We start from the raw sequence: 18,821 nt of genomic DNA on the forward strand, positions 1-18,821 counted from the left end.
TGAAAAAGCCCGGCCGAAGCCGGGCTTTCGATGCTCCATAATCGGATGGCCGATCAGTAGCGGTAGTGATCCGGCTTGAACGGTCCCTTCTCGGAGACGCCGATATAGGACGCCTGGTCGGGACGCAGCTTGGTGAGCTTCACGCCGATCTTTTCGAGGTGCAGCGAGGCGACCTTCTCGTCCAGGTGCTTCGGCAGGGTGTAGACCTTCTTCTCGTACTTGCCGGCATCGTTCCAGAGCTCGATCTGGGCGAGCGTCTGGTTGGTGAACGAAGCCGACATCACGAAGGACGGGTGACCCATGGCGTTGCCGAGGTTCACGAGGCGGCCTTCCGAGAGCAGGATGATTCGGTGTCCGTCGGGGAACTCGATCTCATCGACCTGCGGCTTGATGTTGTTCCACTTGAGGTTCTTGAGGCCCGCGACCTGGATCTCGTTGTCGAAGTGGCCGATGTTGCAGACGATCGCCCGATCCTTCATCGCCCGCATGTGGTCGAGCGTGATGACGTCCTTGTTGCCGGTGGCGGTGACGAAGATGTCGGCGCGAGAAGCAGCGTCCTCCATCGTCGTGACCTCATAGCCTTCCATGGCAGCCTGGAGCGCGCAGATCGGGTCGACTTCCGACACCAGCACGCGGCAGCCGGCCTGACGCAGCGAGGCGGCAGAGCCCTTGCCCACGTCGCCGAAGCCCGCCACCATGGCGACCTTGCCGGCCATCATCACGTCCGTGCCGCGGCGGATGCCGTCGACGAGCGATTCACGGCAGCCGTAGAGGTTGTCGAACTTCGACTTGGTGACCGAGTCGTTGACGTTGATCGCCGGGAAGAGGAGCTTGCCCTCCTTGGCCATGATGTAAAGGCGGTGCACGCCCGTGGTGGTCTCTTCCGACACGCCCTTGATGGACTGGGCGACTTCCGCGAACCAGCCCTCCGGCTTTTCCCTGAGCAGACGCTTGATGAGCGCGAAGAGGACTTCCTCTTCCTCTGCGCCAGGCTTGTCGAGGAAGGCGACGTCGCCCTGCTCGGCGCGCAGGCCGAGATGGACGAGCATGGTGGCGTCGCCGCCGTCGTCGAGGATCATGTTCGGTACGCCGCCGCCGTGCCAGTCGAACAGCTTGGCGGTGTAGTCCCAGTACTCCGTCAGCGACTCGCCCTTATAGGCGAAGACCGGAATGCCGGCAGCCGCGATGGCGGCGGCGGCATGGTCCTGGGTGGAGTAGATGTTGCAGGAGACCCAGCGGATGTCGGCGCCGAGAGCCTTCAGGGTCTCGATCAGCACCGCGGTCTGGATCGTCATGTGGAGCGAGCCGGCGATCCGGGCGCCCTTCAGGGGCTGCTTGGGGCCGTATTCCGCACGGACGGCCATCAGGCCCGGCATCTCGGTCTCGGCGATCGAGATCTCCTTGCGGCCGAAATCGGCAAGGCTGATGTCTTTCACGATGTAATCCTGCGCCATGATGGCCTCTCTTTGCACCTGCTCGGTTGAATTGGCGCTGTCTCTATCAGAGCTAGCCGGGAGAGGCAATCAAGATATAAAGATGTCTTTATATGTTGGTTTCGATTACTCGTCTTCACCGAACCTGTTGGCGAGGAGGTCGTCGATGGCCTGGAGGCAGAGGGCGGCATCTTCGCCCTTGGCCGTGACGGTGATCGAGGTGCCCTGCGCGGCCGCCAGGGTGAGGAGGCCCATGATCGAGCGTCCGCCCACGGTCTCGCCGCAGCGGGTCACCGTGACATCGGAATTGAAGCGCTCGACCGTCTGGACGAACTTGGCCGAGGCGCGGGCATGCAGGCCCCGGCGATTGATGATGGGGAGTTCCCGGACCTCGGCTCCATCGGGCACAACGGCAGGCGGGCAGTCCTGATCGAGGGGCCGGTCCATGATGACGGTTACTTTCCGGAGAGAACGCGCGAGGCGATATTGATGTATTTGCGCCCCGCCTCCTGGGCGTGAGAGACGGCGTCTGACAGGGGCTCCTCGTCCCTCACGGAGGCCAGCTTGATGAGCATGGGCAGATTGATGCCGGCGACCACCTCGACGGAGCCGCCATTCATGCAGGACAGGGCCAGGTTCGAAGGCGTACCGCCGAACATGTCCGTCAGAACCACGACCCCCTGTCCAGAATTGACCCGGCACACGGCGGCCATGATGTCCTTGCGCCGTGTCTCCATGTCATCGTCTGGGCCGATCGTGATCGTTTCAAGCTGCTCTTGAGGCCCCACGACATGCTCGAGCGCCGCTTTGAATTCGGTCGCGAGCTGCCCGTGGGTGACGAGCACCATTCCAATCATAATGTTACAAGTCCGAACGCTCCGAGAGCGGAGCCGCTATTTTGTGCACCGCGAAGCCAAGCGCAAGAGCATTGAGAGGAAAAGTTCATCACAGTGTCACTATCGTGTCGCAAACACCACTCAGGCAGCCCAGGGCGACATCCGCTGAGATTGCCCCGGCTTGCATCCGGATGCGAGGGATCATGACGCCGCAGAGGACGACGTGCCTGTCCTGCTCCTCCGGATAGCGGGCCGGGTCATCGGAAAGATCGAGCACCAGACGGACGACGGCAGCGGCTTCGAAGGGCCGCCGGACGATGCCGAGACCGAAGACCTCGATGCTGCCGCCGAGAGGCTCCACCGGTCGCGCCAGAAGGCGGCCGTGATGCGCCTCGAGGCGGGTCCGATCGTCGCTGACCAGCCTTCCGAAGCGCCCGGTCCCGAGAGCCAGCGACACCACCTCGCGGGCGAGGGCCGACTTGCCGGATCCCGATGCACCCCGGATCAGGAGCCCCGCCTCGCCGATGAGCACGCAGCCGGCATGGATGGTCTCATGCGCGTTCAAGATGCTTTCTTCCCGGCTTCGCGCCTGGCTTTGTCCTTGTCCTTCTTCTCCTGCTCCTTCTTGGCCTTCGCCCCCTCAATCGGCAGGCGGATGACGAAGCGGGCGCCGAGCCGGGTCGGCTCCCCGTCCTCATCGGGAGGGCCGAGCCGGTTCTCGGCACGGATCGTGCCGCGATGAGCCTCGATGATCTGGCGGGAGATGGACAGGCCGAGGCCCGAGTTCTGGCCGAAGCCCTGCTCGGGCCGATCCGTGTAGAAGCGCTCGAAGATCCGGTCGAGGGCATCGGGCTCGATGCCGGGCCCGCTGTCCTCGACGAGGATCTCGACCTGGTTCTTGCGGCGGCGCATGGAGACCTTCACGGTCTCGTCGGGCGGCGAGAAGGAGCGCGCGTTGTCGATCAGGTTGTTGAAGATCTGGCCCAGGCGACTGTCATGGCCGAGGACCAGGAAGGCGTCGCGGCCCTGGGCCTGCCTGTCGATGCTGAGCGTGATGAGCGGATCATGCTCCTGGCGACGCTCGTTGGCAACCGACACCACCGCATCGAGAAGGCGCACCATGTCCACCGGCTCCGCATCGGCGCGAGCGAGCTCCGCATCGAGGCGCGAAGCGTCCGAGATGTCGCTGATGAGGCGGTCGAGGCGCTTCACGTCATGCTGGATGATCGACAGGAGCCGTTGCCTGGAATCGTCGTTGCGGGCGAGCGGCAGGGTCTCCACCGCGCTGCGCAGCGAGGTCAGCGGATTCTTCAACTCGTGCGCCACGTCGGCCGCGAAGCTTTCGATGGCATCGATGCGGTTGTAGAGCGCCTTGGTCATATCCCGCAGGGCGCCCGAGAGATGGCCGATCTCATCGGAACGGGTGGTGAAATCGGGGATTTCCTGGCGGGATTTCGTGCCCCAGCGTACCCGCTCCGCCGCCTCCGCCAGCCGCCGGACAGGGCCCGCGATGGCGCCGGCCAGAAAGAGCGACAGGACGATCATGACCACGGCCGCCACCAGGAAGACCTGGAGCAGGGCGAAACGTTCGGAGGCGATGATCGCGTCGATGTCGCCTTCCTGGGTCGAGAGCAGGAGCGCCCCCTGCACCGTGCGGAAGCGCTGGATCGGCACGGCCACCGAGACGATGGTCTCGCCACGGTTGTTGACGCGCACCACGCTCGATTGCTGGCCGGAAAAAGCCTGCTGCACCTCGGGCAGAGACTTGCCGTTGGCGGGACCGGCCTCTTCCTGCACGGGGCGTCTGGTGCGCCGGAACATCTTGCGGATGCTGTTCCAGGTGCGTTCGATGAAGCTCGTCGTATCCTCGACATTGGCAACCGGCGGCAGGTCCATGCGCAGGATGTCGCCGCGGGAATAGAACGACCTGGAATCGAGCAGCAGCATGCCTTCGCGGTCGAAGATGCGGGCGCGGGTCTTGGTCGGTGTCACCAGTCGGCGCAGCAGGGGAGCGACGCGTTCGGGATTGATGGAGAATTCGAGCGACGAGAAGGCCTCGTCGGTGAACCGCTCCGTCTCTCCCGCCTGCATCTGCAGGAGCTGATCCGGATCGATCGTGATGGTGTTGGTTTCGACCGTCGCCGAGCTCGCGATCGCGCCTGCGATGATCTCGCCCTGCGTGAGAAGGCTCTGCACCCGGGCTTCGATCAGTCCTTCGCGGAACTGGTTGAGGTAGAGAAAGCCGACGAGCAGGGCCACGAGTCCGGCCAGGTTGAGCACGACGATCCGGCGCGTCAGGCTCGACGAAGCGCGCTGCACGATCATGCGGCCGAAATGCTTCAGCCGCGCCAGAGCGCCCTGTGGAGCGGGCGGATCGTCGAACGCCGCCTCGGCGTGGATGGGGTCAGCCTTCATGCCATTCGTTCAAGCACGATCCGGTGCATTCCATCGGGTCGTGGCCGTCTTTCCAGGTTGCTCGCCAGGTTGCTTGCGCCACCAACGCGTCAGGCTTCCTTGAAACGGTAGCCCACGCCGTAGAGGGTCTCGATCATTTCGAAACTCTGGTCAACCGACTTGAACTTCTTGCGCAGGCGCTTGATGTGGCTGTCGATGGTGCGGTCGTCCACATAGACCTGATCGTCATAGGCCGCATCCATCAGGGCGTTGCGGCTTTTCACCACCCCCGGGCGCGTGGCGAGCGCCTGCAGGATCAGGAATTCCGTCACAGTCAGGGTGACCGGCTCGCCCTTCCAGGTGCACGCATGGCGCTCCGGGTCCATCTTGAGCTGGCCGCGCTCCAGGGCCTTCGGGTCGGCCTCCTTGGGGGCGCTCTGGTCCTTGGGGGCGAAGCGGCGCAGGACCGCCTTCACGCGCTCGACCAGCAGGCGCTGGGAGAAGGGCTTCCGGATGAAGTCGTCGGCGCCCATCTTGAGGCCGAACAATTCGTCGATTTCCTCGTCCTTGGAGGTCAGGAAGATCACCGGCAGGTCCGACTTCTGCCTCAGGCGGCGCAGGAGCTCCATGCCGTCCATGCGCGGCATCTTGATGTCGAAGATCGCCAGATCCGGCGGAGCATGCTTGAGGCCGTCCAGGGCCGAGGCACCGTCCGTATAGGTCTGAATGCGGTAGCCCTCCGCTTCGAGGGCGATGGAAACAGAGGTCAGGATGTTGCGATCGTCATCGACAAGGGCGATCGTTGGCATGAACTCTTCCTTAGCTTGGCACGGATTATGTCAGCTTTTCGTCTCGTCTGACAACGCAGAGGGCCCTAAAATGTCCCCAACTGCGCCTTTCTCGTGGCATAAATATGGTTTTCCCTCCGGCCGCGACCAGAGGGCGGCCCTGATAGTGGTGTCTAAGAGCCGCCTGTTCAACTGCAGATGAAGGATCCCTTACGGATTGGACAGAATGCCTCCGCTCCTCGAACGGTCCCGTGCCGTAGCGTTAGGGGCCGGGGCGTCGGGCCGAAAGCTCGTCAATCATACGAAAGAACTCCGAAAATACCTTCAAATTCGAAGGATTGAGACTGATGGAGGTCTGGCTCTCCGAAAAATAGAATGCGATGAAACGAGCTGAGTTGACGGCACCGTCAGCTGACCTAAAGAAGGTTCCATGTTCAAGCGAGACGGCAAAATTTTGCCAGGATTGTTTGACCCTACCCATGGGACGGTCAACGGACGGCGGCTGATCCAGCTGCGCGGTGGCCGCCAATCAGGAGAAGTCTTCCGTGGAAAATATCGGCGTCTTCAACAGCGCACAGGGCTCTGAGGCCTCCGGCCTCCGCAATCTCAAGCGGGTCTACTGGAACCTCGAGGCGCCCGCGCTCTACGAGCAGTCCCTGATCCGGGGCGAGACCAAGCTCGTGCAGGGCGGTGCGCTTCTGGCGGACACCGGCGTGCATACGGGTCGTTCGCCCAAGGACAAGTTCGTGGTGCGCGACGAGACCACGGAAGGCACCGTCTGGTGGGACAACAACGGCTCCATCACGCCCGGCCATTTCGACACCCTGCTGCAGGACTTCCTGGCCCATGCCGAGGGCAGGGAGTTGTTCGCGCAGGATCTCCATGGCGGCGCCGATCCGGCCTACCGGGTCAAGGCACGGGTCTTTACGGAATATGCCTGGCACTCGCTCTTCATCCGCAACCTCCTGATCCGTCCGGATCAGGGCGAGCTCAACGATTACGTCCCTGGACTGATCATCATCGACCTGCCGTCCTTCAAGGCCGATCCGGCCCGGCACGGCTGCCGCACGGAGACGGTCATCGCCTGCGATTTCAAGCGCAAGATCGTCCTCATCGGCGGCACGTCCTATGCGGGCGAGATGAAGAAGTCGGTGTTCACCTATCTCAACTATGTCCTTCCCGACCGGAAGGTCATGCCCATGCATTGCTCCGCCAATGTGGGCGACAAGGGCGACGTGGCGGTCTTCTTCGGCCTCTCCGGCACGGGCAAGACCACGCTCTCGGCCGATCCGAACCGCGTCCTGCTCGGCGACGACGAGCACGGCTGGGGGCCGAATGGCGTCTTCAACTTCGAGGGCGGCTGCTACGCCAAGACCATCCGCCTGTCCCGCGAGGCGGAGCCCGAAATCTTCGCCACCACCGAGCGCTTCGGCACGGTGCTGGAGAACGTGACCATCGATCCGATCACGCGCATTCCCGATTTCGACGACGCATCGAAGACGGAGAACACGCGCTGCGCCTATCCGCTCGACTTCATTCCCAATGCGAGCGCCACCGGCCGTGCGGGCATTCCGAAGAACATCGTGATGCTCACCTGCGACGCCTTCGGCGTGCTGCCTCCCATCGCGAAGCTGACGCCGGCCGAGGCCATGTATCACTTCCTCTCTGGCTACACCGCGAAGGTAGCTGGCACGGAAAAAGGCGTGAAGGATCCGGAGGCCACGTTCTCCACCTGCTTCGGCGCACCCTTCATGCCGCGCCATCCCTCCGAGTACGGCAACCTGCTGCGCGATCTCATCGCCAAGCACCATGTGGATTGCTGGCTCGTCAACACCGGCTGGACCGGCGGCAAGTACGGCGTCGGCCGGCGCATGCCGATCCGCGTCACCCGCCGCCTGCTGACGGCCGCGCTGGACGGTTCGCTCACCCGTGCCGATTTCCGCCGCGATCCTTACTTCGGCTTCGCGGTGCCGACCTCGGTGCCCGGCGTCGAGCCGCACATCCTGTATCCGGTGAAGACCTGGCAGAACAAGGCGGAGTTCGCCGAGACCGCCAAGCGCCTGATCGACATGTTCAACGAGAACTTCAAGCGCTTCGAGGGCCATGTGGACTCGGACGTCCGCTCGGCCGCGCCGCAGACGTCGATTGCCGCATAAGCTCTCAGAACACCCCAAACTTTTGAAAGGCGGCCCATGGGCCGCCTTTTTCGTTTCGGTTCTCCCACCGATGACGCTCCCCACCCATGCGCTGCGGGCATTCCGACTCTGGCAAAAGAATGTATGATGACAGGCAAATAAGATGGGGCCGCAGCCTCATGAGCCAGGTGGGATACGCCCGTGAGCCGATTGACAGGTGTCCTCTTTGCGATTGCCGCAAACGGGCTTTTTGCGACCAGCGACACCCTGGTGAAGCTCCTCTCCACCCGCTATCCGATCTTCCAGATCATCGCGATGCAGGCGAGCGTGGCCTGCCTCGTGGTGTGCATCGTCATCTGGCGCGAGAAAGCGTACAGGATCTCGGCGATCCGCAACCCGAAGATGCTGATCGGCCGCGGCTTTCTCGCCGGAATCGGTACCGTTTCGGGCTTCTATGCCTTCTCGCTTCTGCCGCTGGCCGATGTCTATGCGATCACCTTCGGCTCACCGCTTGTCGTCACGGTTGCCGCGACGTGGCTGCTCGGTGAGCGTACGGGGCTGGCGCGCTGGATTGCGATCCTGGTCGGCTTTTCCGGCATTCTGATCATGGTGCAGCCCGGCTATGTCGCATTGTCCCTCGGACATCTGGCGGCTTTCCTCAATGTCTTCGTCGGTGCCGGCGTCATTCTGATCATGCGCACGATCGGCTCGCAGGAAAACCGCGCGATCATGGTCGCTGCCGTGATGGCCGGGCAGTTGACGGCGAGCCTGCCTGGCGTGTTCCTGAGCCATGCTCCCGCATGGAGCGATGTGGGCCTCGTGACGATCTCCGGTCTCGTGATGGTAACGGCGCAGTTCCTGCTGCTGGAGGCACTACGCCGTGCGCCGGCTTCCAGCGTTGCTCCCATGCAATACACCAAGCTCGTCTGGGCGCTTCCCGTGGGGCTGTTCATCTTTGGCGACGAGCCGAAACTTCACGTCCTCGCGGGAGCCCTCGTGGTCATCGGATCGGTTCTGTTCCTGCTCAGCCATCAGCGACGGACGGAGAGCATGATCTCGACGGTGAGAAGGCCCGAGCCATCCGTGCGAACGGAACGCCTGAAAGGAGAGAAAATTGGTTGAGACAAAGGGCACATGGCCGATCCCCGGATCGCAGCTGTCGCTGCAGGGCAAGACGGCGCTCGTTGTGGGCGGATCGAGCGGGATCGGCAATGCCGTCGCCCATGGCTTCCAGGATAATGGCGCAAGGGTGGCGATCGCCGCCAGAACGCCCGCCAAGGTGAAGGCAGCGACGCAGCGCCTGCAGGAGGCCGACCCGGCAGCGCGCGGTTACGTGGTCGATGCCGCGCGACCGGAGGAGATCGACGGGCTCGTCGCATCAGCCGTGACGGATCTCGGTCACGTGGACATTCTGGTCGCGTGCCAGGGCATGACCATCCTCAAGCCGGCCGAGGAGTTCACGCCGGCGGAATACGACGAGATCATGCAGACGAACCTGCGCAGCGTGTTCTTCACCTGCACCCGTTTCGGCCGCCATATGCTGGAGCGCCGATCGGGCTCGATCATCACCATCGCGTCGCTGGCGGCCCACCGCGGTTGGCCCCTCGCTTCGGTCTATGCCGCCAGCAAGCATGGCGTCGTCGGGCTGACAAAGACGCTGGCTGCGGAATGGGCGGACAGAGGCGTTCGCGTCAACGCCATCTCGCCTGGCTTCTTCATGACCGAGCTGAACCAGTCCAAGATGGACGCGAGGCGCAAGGAGAACGCGCTTTTACGGACACCCATGGGCCGGTTCGGCCAGCTCGACGAACTTGTGGGCGCTGCGATCTATCTTGCCTCACCTGCGGCGGGATTCGCGACAGGCACCGTGCTCAATGTGGACGGAGGCTATCTGGCCTCCGGCATCTGATCAGGCATCCGCGACGAAGAACGGAATGCGCATCACGTGGCGATAGATTTCGCCGGGGCGCAGCACCGCCGGGGGGAAGTGCGGGATGTTCGGCGCATTCGGGAAGTTCTGCGTCTCGAGCGCGAAGCCGGCATGCTTCTCATAAGTAACGCCGCCTTTGCCAACGGCCGGGGCCTTGCCGAAATGATTGGCCGTGTAGAATTGAACGCCCGGCTGATTGGTCCAGATCTCCAATCCTCGGCGTGAGAGGGGGTCCATCGCACGCGCCGCACGGCGCAGAGGCTGTCCATGGTCGTTGAGACAGAAATTGTGGTCGTAGCCGGCTTCCGGAAGCTGGGTGATGTCGTCGATCATCGCGCCGATGGGCCGTGACGATCTGAAATCGAAGGCCGTTCCGGCGACGGGCGCCAATTCGCCGGTCGGGATCTTGCCGGGTCCGACCGGTGTGTAATGATCAGCGTCGATCAGGAGATGCTGATCGCGCACGTGGCCCGAACCGTGACCGGCGAGGTTCCAGTAGCCGTGATAGGCCATGTTCACGACGGTCGGCCGATCCGTCGTGGCCTCCATGACGATCTCCAGCGCTGGATCGTCCGTCAGCTTGTAGGTCACCGTTGCCGTGATGGCGCCAGGATATCCTTCGTCGCCGTCGGGCCGGTTCAAGGTCAGGCGGACGGCCTTGTTCGCCGTGTCGGACTCACCGGTCCAGATTCTCTTGCTGAAGCCGCCAAAGCCGCCGTGGATGTGATTGGGCGGTTCGTTGGCTGAAAGAGAATAGGTCTGCCCATCGAGCGTGAAGCGCGCATCGCCGATGCGGTTGGCGTAGCGGCCGCAGATCGCGCCGGCCGAGCCGCGGTTCTGAACGTAGGAGACCAGATCGTCGTAGCCCGGGACGATATCCGCCCATCGGCCGTCGCCATCGGGAACGAACAGCCGGCTCAAGGCGGCCGCATAGGTGATGATCGTCGCGCGGACAGCGCCGGATTCGATCTCGAAGGCCTCGACCGGCTGGCCGTCGATGGCGCCGAAGGCAGTTTTCTGAATGCTCATGAGCGAATGCGAAAATGCTGACAGCACTGCTGCACGGCAATGCTGTCAGCAGTGGGGAGGATTAGTGGATTTCGGGCTCGGGCACGCCGCCGGACCCCTCCAGGAAGTCGAAGTCGCAGCCCTCGTCAGCCTGGCGGATATGTTGAGCGAAGAGCTTGTTGTAGCCGCGCGGGTAATCGCGCGGCGGTGGCGACCAAGTGCTCAGGCGGTCCTTGATCTGCTCATCGCTGACGTGGAGATGGATCGAGCGGTTCGGTACGTCGACGGTGATGAGATCGCCCGTGCGCACGGCCGCCAGCGGCCCGCCGATGTGAGCTTCCGGAGAGACGTGCAGGATGCAGGCGCCATAGCTGGTGCCGCTCATGCGCGCATCGGAGATGCGGAGCATGTCGCGCACGCCCTGCCGCAGGAGCTTTTTCGGAATCGGCAGCATGCCCCATTCCGGCATGCCGGGACCGCCGATGGGGCCGGCGTTGCGCAGCACCATGATGTGGTCCGGCGTGACGTCGAGATCGAGGTCGTTCACGGCCTTCGTCATCTCGTCATAGGTGTCGAAGACGATGGCGGGGCCCGTGTGCTGCAGCAGCCGCGGCTCCGCTGCAGGCGGCTTGATCACGCAACCCTTCGGCGCCAGGTTGCCGCGCAGGATGGCCGTTCCGCCGGAGGCCGCGATCGGCTTGTCGAGCGGACGGATGACGTCGTCGTTATAGACGGCGGCGCCTTCGAGCGCGTCGCGCAGGGTTCCGGTCACGGTGCGCTCGTCGAGATGGAGCAGCGGCTCGAGGCGAGAGAGAAGGCCGCGAATGCCGCCGGCAATATGGAAATCCTCCATCAGCCATTGGCCGGATGGACGAAGATTGGCGATCACCGGCACCTTCTGGGCGAAGTCGTCGAAATCCTGCAGTGAGACCTCGACGCCCGCGCGGCCCGCCATGGCTACGAGATGGATCATCGCGTTCGTCGAGCCGGCGAGTGCGTTGTGAACCATCAGCGCGTTCTCGAACGAGCGCCGTGTGAGAATGTCGCTGGGTTTGAGATCGTCCCAGACCATCTCGACGATCCGCCGGCCGCTCAGGCTCGCCATGCGCGGATGAGCGGCATCGACAGCCGGGATGGAGGACGCGCCCGGAAGGCTTAGGCCGAGCGTCTCGACGATCGCTGTCATGGTGGAGGCGGTCCCCATGGTCATGCAGGTGCCGGGCGAGCGTGCGATGCCGGCTTCCATGTCGTTCCATTGCTGGTTCGTGATGGTGCCCGCTTCCTTCTCGGCCCAGTACTTCCAGATATCCGATCCCGAGCCCAGGATCGTGCCGGCATGGTGCCCGCGATTCATGGGGCCTGCCGGCATGAAGATCATCGGCAAATTCATGCTGACCGCGCCCATGACGGTGGCGGGCGTCGTCTTATCGCAGCCGCCCATGAGCACGGCGCCATCCACAGGATGGGAGCGCAGAAGCTCCTCCACTTCCAACGCAAGGAGGTTGCGGTAGAGCATCGTGGTCGGCTTCACGAAGTTCTCCGACAGAGACATCGCGGGCAATTCGATGGGGAATCCGCCGGCCTGCCACACGCCGCGCTTCACGTCCTCGACGCGAACGCGAAAATGCGCGTGGCACGGGTTGATGTCGCTCCAGGTATTGATGATCGCGATCACGGGCTTGCCCATGAAATCTTCACGCGCATAGCCCATCTGGAGCGTCCGGGACCGATGTCCGAACGAGCGCAGGTCCGTCGCGCCGAACCAGCGGTGGCTTCTCAACTGTTCAGGCGATCGCTTGGCCATTATTGCTTCACTCCCCACGCTTCGCGGCGCAAAAGCCATATATCATACAAATTTAGAAATTCGTCGCCGTTTTGCGGCTGGCTGTCAAGTACAGCCGCTCCTTTTGCCTGGCTTGCTTCGGCTCAGGCTTTCGCGGCGGACCGGACTTTGAGGGCCTTGGAAGCCGGCTTGGCGGCAGCCTGCAGAATTCGGGCCGAATAGCGGTTGCGGCTGTTGGCGAGATGCGCGCGCATCATGGCGGCGGCGAGGTTCGAGTCGCCCATGGCGATCGCATCCCGGATCGCCCGGTGCTCGCGCTCGATGACGCCAAGATAGTCGCGCTGACGCTGATCCTCTCCCACCGGGTTCGAGGCGCCGGGGCGGCGAGGGACGGCGAACTCCCCGAGGAAGTCGAGAAAGCGTGCGAAATAGGGGTTCTTGGTCGCACCCGCCAGGATACGGTGGAATTCGAGATCCGCCGCGATGCCGTAATCCTCGCCCTTGGTGATGTTCTCCAGCGCCCGGTCGAGCGCCGCCATCTCTTCCTCGGTCCGGCGCACGGCCGCGAGCGAAGCGGCCTCCACTTCCACGGCCAGGCGCAATTCCAGCATGGCCAGGATATCGTCGACCTCGCCGTTGCTGAGCGAGGCGAAGAAGTCCGATTTGGGCGGGGGCGGCAGCACGAAGGCGCCGGCGCCCTGGCGGGTCTGAACCAGCTTGGCGGCCTTGAGCGCCGCCACGGCCTCGCGCACCACGGTCCGGCTGACGCCGGCGGCCGAGGCGAGTTCCGCCTCGGTGGGCAGGCGATCTCCCGCCTGCAACCGTCCTTCAGCGATCTCACGCGAGATTGCTTCCGCCAGATCGCTCACGAGATTGCGCTTGCGGGCGACGGTGTTGAGAGACAAGCCGGAGAGGAAAGAGCGTTCGTTCATGGAGCCGTTGAGGGCCTCTTGCAAGGCGCTGAAACTGAAGGTGTCTGATGCCGCTGCCAATCGTTCGGAAGCGATCCGCCAAGCTTGCACCGGTTCCCGGAGCTGCGGCCGGCCTCACAGGTGATTTGCCCGATCAGGCAGGCCAACTTGTCGTATGTCTCACTACTTGCTGGCATCTCCCAAGTCAAAAGAAATTGCGATTACAGGCACATCCTCTGGTGGAAAGATGCTCTGGGCGGGATGAGTATGACCCTACTCGTGCCGGCTTGTCAAAATTTGTATGTTGCCATACAAGATATGCCGCAATTCCAGCGCCAAAGCTCAACAAAACGGAATCAGGGAGAGAACACATGAAGAAGTTTCTCGCGGCGGTCGGCCTCTCGCTCCTCGGACTCGGAGCGGTCCAGGCGCAAAGCCCGGCCTGGCCGCAGAAGCAGGTCACGATTGTCGTGCCCTTCGGCGCCGGCGGCACGACCGATCTGTTTGCCCGCATCGTCGCCGAGCAACTTCAGGCCAAGTATGGCAAGCCCTTCGTCATCGAGAATCGTCCGGGCGCGGGCGGCAATATCGGGACGACGGCGGTCGCCAAGGCCGCGCCCGACGGGCATACGCTCCTCGTCGGCACGGTGAGCACGCACGCCATCAATCCATTTCTCTACAAGAACCTCCCCCATGATGCCGAGAAAGACTTCATCCCGATCACGGGTCTGGCCAAGCTTCCGAACCTCCTGGTGGTGAATCCCAAGATCCCGGTGAAGACCTTCGCCGAATTCGTCGAATACGCCAAACAGAATCCCGGCAAGCTGAACTACGGCTCGTCCGGTGCGGGAACATCGCAGCATCTCGCGGCCGAGCTGTTCCAGCTCAAGACCGGCGCGAAGATGACCCATGTTCCGTTCCGCAGCTCCCAGGACATCGTCAATGGCCTCATCGGCGGACATATCGACCTCGCCTTCGACAACATGACCATCGCCTGGCCTCAGGCGCAGGGCGGAACCGTGCGGGCGCTCGCTGTGACCAGCACCGAGCGCAGCCCGCAGGCGCCGGAGATCCCGGCCGTCGCCGAGACGCTGTCCGGTTTCGACGCGACCTCATGGAACGGCCTCTGGGCGCCGGCCGGAACGCCGCAAGCCATCGTCGACACCATCGCGGCCGATGTGAAGACCATCCTCGAAAAGCCTGAGGTGCAGAAGAAGGCTGCCGAAATGGCTTCGACACCTGCGCCGATGACCCCCAAGCAGTTCGCCGAGTACATTCAGAGCGAGCGGCAGAAGTGGTCCGAGGTCGTCAAGACCGTCGGCATCCAGATCGGCCAGTGAGAACCCGATTTTTCGAAGAACGAGGCCGGGCATTGCTCGGCCATTCCGGAACCGCCCATAAACAGCGAGACACCATCCATGCTGACAAAGATTGAAACCTCTGAACTCGCCCGCTCCGTTCTGGCGGTTCCGCCGTTTGCCCTGACGCCCGATTTCGAGGTCAACCGGGACGCCAATGCGAAGCTGATCCGCCATCTCGAGGCCGGCGGCGTCTCGACGCTGCTCTATGGCGGCAACGCCAATGTTCACAACTGGCCGGTGTCGAAGTTTGCCGAATGGCTCGACAGCCTTGAGGAATCGGTCGCCGACGACACGTGGCTGATCCCCTCGGTCGGACCCGATTGGGGCAAGCTCGTCGACGAGGCGGCGATCTTGAAGTCCCGCCGCTATCCCGTCGCCATGGCGCTGCCGATGATCGCGCCGCAGACACCCGACGGCGTGGTCCGCGGGCTGGAGGATTTCGTCGACCGCTCCGGCGTCCCGCTAATCGTCTATATCAAGACCGACCAGTACGTGCCCGCCAAGGCAATGGGACGGCTTGTGGAACAGGGCGCTGTCTTCGGCATCAAGTACGCCGTTCCGCGGGCCGACCTGACGCAGGATGCCTATCTGCAGGAGCTGATCGATGCGGTCGGGGCCGACCGGATCGTCAGCGGCTTCGGCGAGCCTCCGGCGCTGCCGCATCTCGTGCACTTCAAGCTCGCCGGCTTCACCGCAGGCTGCGTCTGCATCGCGCCCCATCTGTCCATGTCCTTCCTTCATGCGCTGAAGCGCGGCGACGAGGCAGAGGCCAAGCGCCTGCTCGAAGTCTTCCTGCCGCTCGAAGCCCTCCGCGAGCGCCACAACGCGATCCGGGTGCTGCACACGGCGGTGTCCCTGTCGGGCGTGGCCGATATGGGGCCGATCCTGCCGCTCCTCACCGAGGCTGATCCGGCGATCCACGGGGAGATCAAGGAAGCCGCCAGGGCGCTCCTCGCCGCCGAAATGACCGCTCGACAGCAGGCCGCTGCTGCGTAATCTGGCCGGCATCGTCGGTCAGCCGGCTTTGCGCCGGCAGCATGTAAGGCGTCTGTGATCCCTATGCCCGAATCCCACTCCGATCTCCTGGGCGTGCTCTCAGCACGCCTGGGAGCCAAGCACGTCATCGTCGATCCCGCCGAAATGGAAGGCTATCTCGTCGAGGAGCGGAAGCTCTATCGCGGCACGGCCCTGGCCGTGGTCCGCCCCGGCAGCACGGACGAGGTGGCCTTTGTCGTCCGGGAATGTGCCACGGCGAACGTCGCCATTGTGCCGCAGGGCGGCAATACGGGTCTCGTCGGGGGCGGTGTGCCGCACAGAGGCATCGTCCTGTCGCTCGCCAGGCTCGACCGCATCCGCGAGGTCAACGCCTTCAACGCCACCATCACGGCCGAGGCCGGTTGCGTCCTGAAGACGGTTCAGGACGCGGCGAAGGAGGTGGATTGCATTTTCCCACTGTCGCTCGCCTCCGAAGGCTCCTGCCGGATCGGCGGCAATATCTCGACCAATGCCGGTGGCGTGAACGTGCTGCGTTACGGCAATACCCGCGATCTCGTTCTCGGCCTCGAGGTCGTCCTCGCGGACGGCCGGATCTGGAACGGCCTCAAAAGCCTGCGCAAGGATAACACCGGCTACGACCTGAAGAACCTCTTCATCGGTTCGGAAGGAACGCTCGGCATCATCACGGCGGCGGTGCTGAAGCTTTTCCCGCAGCCCAAGACAAAGGTCGTGGCCTTCGTCGGTTGCGCCTCTCCGCATGCGGCGCTCGAACTTTTCGAAACGCTGCGCCAGACCATGGGCGACGAGCTCACCGCCTTCGAGTTCATGCCGCGCTTCGCCCTGGAAATCGTGCTCAAGCACGCACCCGGCGCCGTTCGACCGCTGAGCGGTGATCACGCCGCCTACGCTCTGATCGAATTCTCGTCGCCGGATCCCGAACTCGACCTGCGCGAGCAGTTGGAGAAGGCCTTGGGAGCCGCCTTTGAGAACGGCGCGATCGAGGATGCGACGATTGCCGCAAGCGAGGCTCAGAATGCGGCACTCTGGCACCTGAGGGAAAGCCTCTCCGACGTCCAGGGGTTCGAGGGTGGATCGATCAAGCACGACGTTTCGGTGCCGGTCTCGGATGTCGCGGATTTCATCGTGACGGCGAGCAAGGTCTGCGAGGAGGCGTTGCCCGGCGTGCGCGTTTGCGCCTTCGGCCATTTCGGGGACGGCAACATCCATTTCAACCTGACCCAGCCCATCGAGATGGAAAAGTCGCTCTTTTTAGCTCAATGGGAGCGCTTCAACCGGATCGTCCATGACATCGTTCACGCCATGAATGGCTCGATTTCCGCCGAGCACGGGGTCGGCCTCATCAAACGCGACGAGCTGGCACGCTACAAGGATCCGGTTGCCCTGGATCTCATGAAGACGTTGAAGAGGGCTCTCGATCCCCAGAACATTCTCAATCCTGGAAAGGTCGTTGCTCTTGAAGGCGATCTGCCGCCTGCCTTGCCGGTGGCGCGCAAGGCCTGAGGCTTTCCGGACGGAGGATGTGGGTGAGTGCATCCTCCGTCCCGGCCCTCGTGGCTGTTTCGTTTTATCGGGGATTGAGGTAACAACATTGAACCTGCATGCCAGACCGGCGACAGCCGGACTGCAAGGATCTGGATCTTCATGAACGCTCCCGCAGTCAGCAAGCAAGCTGTTCGAGACGCCGAAGCGACAAAAAGGCGGATCCTCGATGCAGCGACGGCTGAATTTGCCGGTCACGGCTACGGCGGGGCGCGCGTAGACCAGATCGCGGACGCTGCCCGCACCAACAAGCGCATGCTCTACTATTATTACGGGAGCAAGGAAGCCCTGTTTCTCGCAACACTCGAAGCGGCCTACGACCATATTCGTGCCGCGGAGCGGGAACTGCACCTGGAGGAGCTTTCTCCCCTGCAGGCGCTCGAGGAACTCGTGCGTTTCACGTGGAACTATTTCGTCCTGTATCCCGAGTTCATGATGCTCCTGAATGCCGAGAACCAGCACCGCGCCAAGCATCTGAAGAAATCCACGCAGGTGCACACCATGAACTCCCCGGTCATCGAGACGATCGGGGTCATCTTGAAGCGCGGCGAGAAGTCCAAGGCCATTCGCCCGGGCATCGATCCGGTCCAGCTTTACGTGTCGATTGCCGGGCTCTGCTACTTCTATTTATCGAACGTCTACACCCTGTCCGTGGCCTTCGGACGCGAGCTCCTGTCCGCGCCGGCCATGAAGGAGCGTATCGATCATGTGGTCGATTTCGTCCTGGCGGGCGTGCGCGCCTGAATTTTCCAAACAGCGCTTGACATGTCGGACAACCGGGCATCTAATTAACCAGATAGTTACATAGAGCGGCAGAAGCCGCCATGAAACCGTTATTTGGAAACGCTCTTGAGGAAGACGCTTCATGACGTCGAAGCTCGCGCGCGCCAGTCAAAACCTGCTGAATTCCGCCTGGATCAAGCCGTTCGGGCTTCTCATCCTGACCGTCGTGCTCTGGGATCTCGCAGTGCGGATCTTTGCGATCCCGCCTTATCTGGTGCCTCCTCCGAAGGACGTGGCAGTGGCCTTCTGGAATGAAGGCGGCATGCTGCTCAGGGAGGCTGTTCCCACCACCACGGCGACGCTCGGCGGGTTTATCCTTTCCGCCCTGTTCGGCATCCCGATTGCGATGCTGATCGCCGGATCGCGGACGGTCGAGTCCTACGTCTACCCGCTGCTCGTCTTCTCGCAGTCGATCCCCAAGGTCGCGGTGGCGCCGCTCTTCGTGGTCTGGTTCGGCTTCGGCATGGCACCCAAGGTGATCTCGGCCTTCCTGCTCGGCTTCTTCCCTGTCGTCGTTGCCGGCGTTCAGGGCTTCAAGTCCCTCGATCCCGAGATGCACGATCTGGTGCGCTCCATGAAGGCGTCGCGCCTGCAATCCTTCTACATGGTCAGCCTGCCGCATGCGCTGCCGGCGATCTTCGCAGGGCTGAAAGTCTCGGTCACGCTGGCTGTCGTCGGCGCTGTCGTCGGAGAATTCGTTGGGGCCAATTCCGGTATCGGATTCGTGCTGCAGCGGTCCATCGGCAATTTCGAACTGCCGACCATGTTCGCGGCTCTCGTAATCCTGGCGATGATCAGCGTCATTCTCTTCTGGCTCATCGACCTGCTCGAGCGTTTCACGGTGCCCTGGCACGCCAGCCAGCGGCACGATTTCGCAGCAACCGCCTGAACCATAAGGGCGGA

The 18,821-nt window shown here is 63.2% G+C and carries 17 protein-coding genes; 8 read left to right on the top strand and 9 right to left on the bottom strand.

The genetic code is table 11. The features are described from left to right. Window positions 1-53 precede the first annotated feature (53 nt). From ahcY to ACD578_RS22795, 6 genes are all read right to left on the bottom strand, one after another. Entirely contained in the window at window positions 54-1,454 is a 1,401-nt protein-coding gene (gene ahcY, locus ACD578_RS22770; RefSeq protein ID WP_404288745.1) for an adenosylhomocysteinase, read from the bottom strand. Between the two features lie 105 nt (window positions 1,455-1,559). Continuing rightward, complete coding sequence (locus tag ACD578_RS22775; RefSeq protein ID WP_152709453.1) at window positions 1,560-1,880, bottom strand: HPr family phosphocarrier protein; 321 nt, start codon at window positions 1,878-1,880, stop codon at window positions 1,560-1,562. 8 nt (window positions 1,881-1,888) lie between these two features. Continuing rightward, window positions 1,889-2,290, bottom strand: coding sequence for a PTS sugar transporter subunit IIA (locus ACD578_RS22780; RefSeq protein WP_036360951.1), 402 nt, complete (start codon window positions 2,288-2,290; stop codon window positions 1,889-1,891). Window positions 2,291-2,378: 88 nt separating this feature from the next. Next, entirely contained in the window at window positions 2,379-2,834 is a 456-nt protein-coding gene (locus ACD578_RS22785) for an HPr kinase/phosphorylase (protein WP_404288748.1), read from the bottom strand. Next, complete coding sequence (locus ACD578_RS22790) at window positions 2,831-4,684, bottom strand: sensor histidine kinase (protein WP_152709449.1); 1,854 nt, start codon at window positions 4,682-4,684, stop codon at window positions 2,831-2,833. The genes ACD578_RS22785 and ACD578_RS22790 overlap by 4 nt, the downstream gene beginning before the upstream one ends. Before the next feature lie 89 nt (window positions 4,685-4,773). Then, window positions 4,774-5,472: a response regulator transcription factor gene (locus ACD578_RS22795; protein WP_036354150.1), complete on the bottom strand. Its 699-nt coding sequence runs from the start codon at window positions 5,470-5,472 to the stop codon at window positions 4,774-4,776. Between the two features lie 524 nt (window positions 5,473-5,996). Between ACD578_RS22795 and ACD578_RS22800 the strand changes: the two genes are divergently transcribed. From ACD578_RS22800 to ACD578_RS22810, 3 genes are all read left to right on the top strand, one after another. Beyond that, window positions 5,997-7,607: a phosphoenolpyruvate carboxykinase gene (locus ACD578_RS22800; protein ID WP_404288751.1), complete on the top strand. Its 1,611-nt coding sequence runs from the start codon at window positions 5,997-5,999 to the stop codon at window positions 7,605-7,607. A 180-nt stretch (window positions 7,608-7,787) separates the two neighbouring features. Next, window positions 7,788-8,708: a DMT family transporter gene (locus tag ACD578_RS22805; protein WP_404288753.1), complete on the top strand. Its 921-nt coding sequence runs from the start codon at window positions 7,788-7,790 to the stop codon at window positions 8,706-8,708. Beyond that, the gene (locus ACD578_RS22810) at window positions 8,701-9,495 is read left to right on the top strand and encodes an SDR family NAD(P)-dependent oxidoreductase (RefSeq protein ID WP_404288755.1); all 795 of its coding nucleotides are present in this window, start codon (window positions 8,701-8,703) and stop codon (window positions 9,493-9,495) included. Before ACD578_RS22805 ends, ACD578_RS22810 begins: the two co-directional genes overlap by 8 nt. Here ACD578_RS22810 and ACD578_RS22815 read toward each other — a convergent pair whose 3' ends face one another. From ACD578_RS22815 to ACD578_RS22825, 3 genes are all read right to left on the bottom strand, one after another. Further along, complete coding sequence (locus ACD578_RS22815; RefSeq protein ID WP_404288757.1) at window positions 9,496-10,545, bottom strand: aldose epimerase family protein; 1,050 nt, start codon at window positions 10,543-10,545, stop codon at window positions 9,496-9,498. It abuts the gene before it with no gap. 61 nt (window positions 10,546-10,606) lie between these two features. After that, complete coding sequence (gene araD / locus ACD578_RS22820; RefSeq protein WP_404288759.1) at window positions 10,607-12,328, bottom strand: L-arabinonate dehydratase; 1,722 nt, start codon at window positions 12,326-12,328, stop codon at window positions 10,607-10,609. Window positions 12,329-12,450: 122 nt separating this feature from the next. Next, window positions 12,451-13,239, bottom strand: a complete 789-nt coding sequence (locus ACD578_RS22825) for a FadR/GntR family transcriptional regulator (protein WP_404288761.1) — start codon at window positions 13,237-13,239, stop codon at window positions 12,451-12,453. Window positions 13,240-13,589: 350 nt separating this feature from the next. Here ACD578_RS22825 and ACD578_RS22830 point away from each other — a divergent pair, with 350 nt between their 5' ends. From ACD578_RS22830 to ACD578_RS22850, 5 genes are all read left to right on the top strand, one after another. Next, window positions 13,590-14,558 (top strand): Bug family tripartite tricarboxylate transporter substrate binding protein, encoded by a 969-nt coding sequence (locus ACD578_RS22830; protein WP_404288763.1) that lies wholly within the window; start codon window positions 13,590-13,592, stop codon window positions 14,556-14,558. Between the two features lie 78 nt (window positions 14,559-14,636). Beyond that, the gene (locus tag ACD578_RS22835) at window positions 14,637-15,575 is read left to right on the top strand and encodes a dihydrodipicolinate synthase family protein (RefSeq protein ID WP_404288765.1); all 939 of its coding nucleotides are present in this window, start codon (window positions 14,637-14,639) and stop codon (window positions 15,573-15,575) included. 63 nt (window positions 15,576-15,638) lie between these two features. Beyond that, window positions 15,639-17,096, top strand: a complete 1,458-nt coding sequence (locus ACD578_RS22840; RefSeq protein WP_404288767.1) for an FAD-binding oxidoreductase — start codon at window positions 15,639-15,641, stop codon at window positions 17,094-17,096. A gap of 141 nt (window positions 17,097-17,237) precedes the next feature. After that, window positions 17,238-17,879: a TetR family transcriptional regulator gene (locus ACD578_RS22845; protein ID WP_404288769.1), complete on the top strand. Its 642-nt coding sequence runs from the start codon at window positions 17,238-17,240 to the stop codon at window positions 17,877-17,879. Between the two features lie 121 nt (window positions 17,880-18,000). Then, entirely contained in the window at window positions 18,001-18,807 is an 807-nt protein-coding gene (locus ACD578_RS22850) for an ABC transporter permease (RefSeq protein WP_404288771.1), read from the top strand. Window positions 18,808-18,821 lie beyond the last annotated feature (14 nt).

This window comes from Microvirga sp. RSM25, from assembly GCF_044784385.1.
Taxonomy (GTDB): Bacteria; Pseudomonadota; Alphaproteobacteria; order Rhizobiales; family Beijerinckiaceae; genus Microvirga; species Microvirga tunisiensis.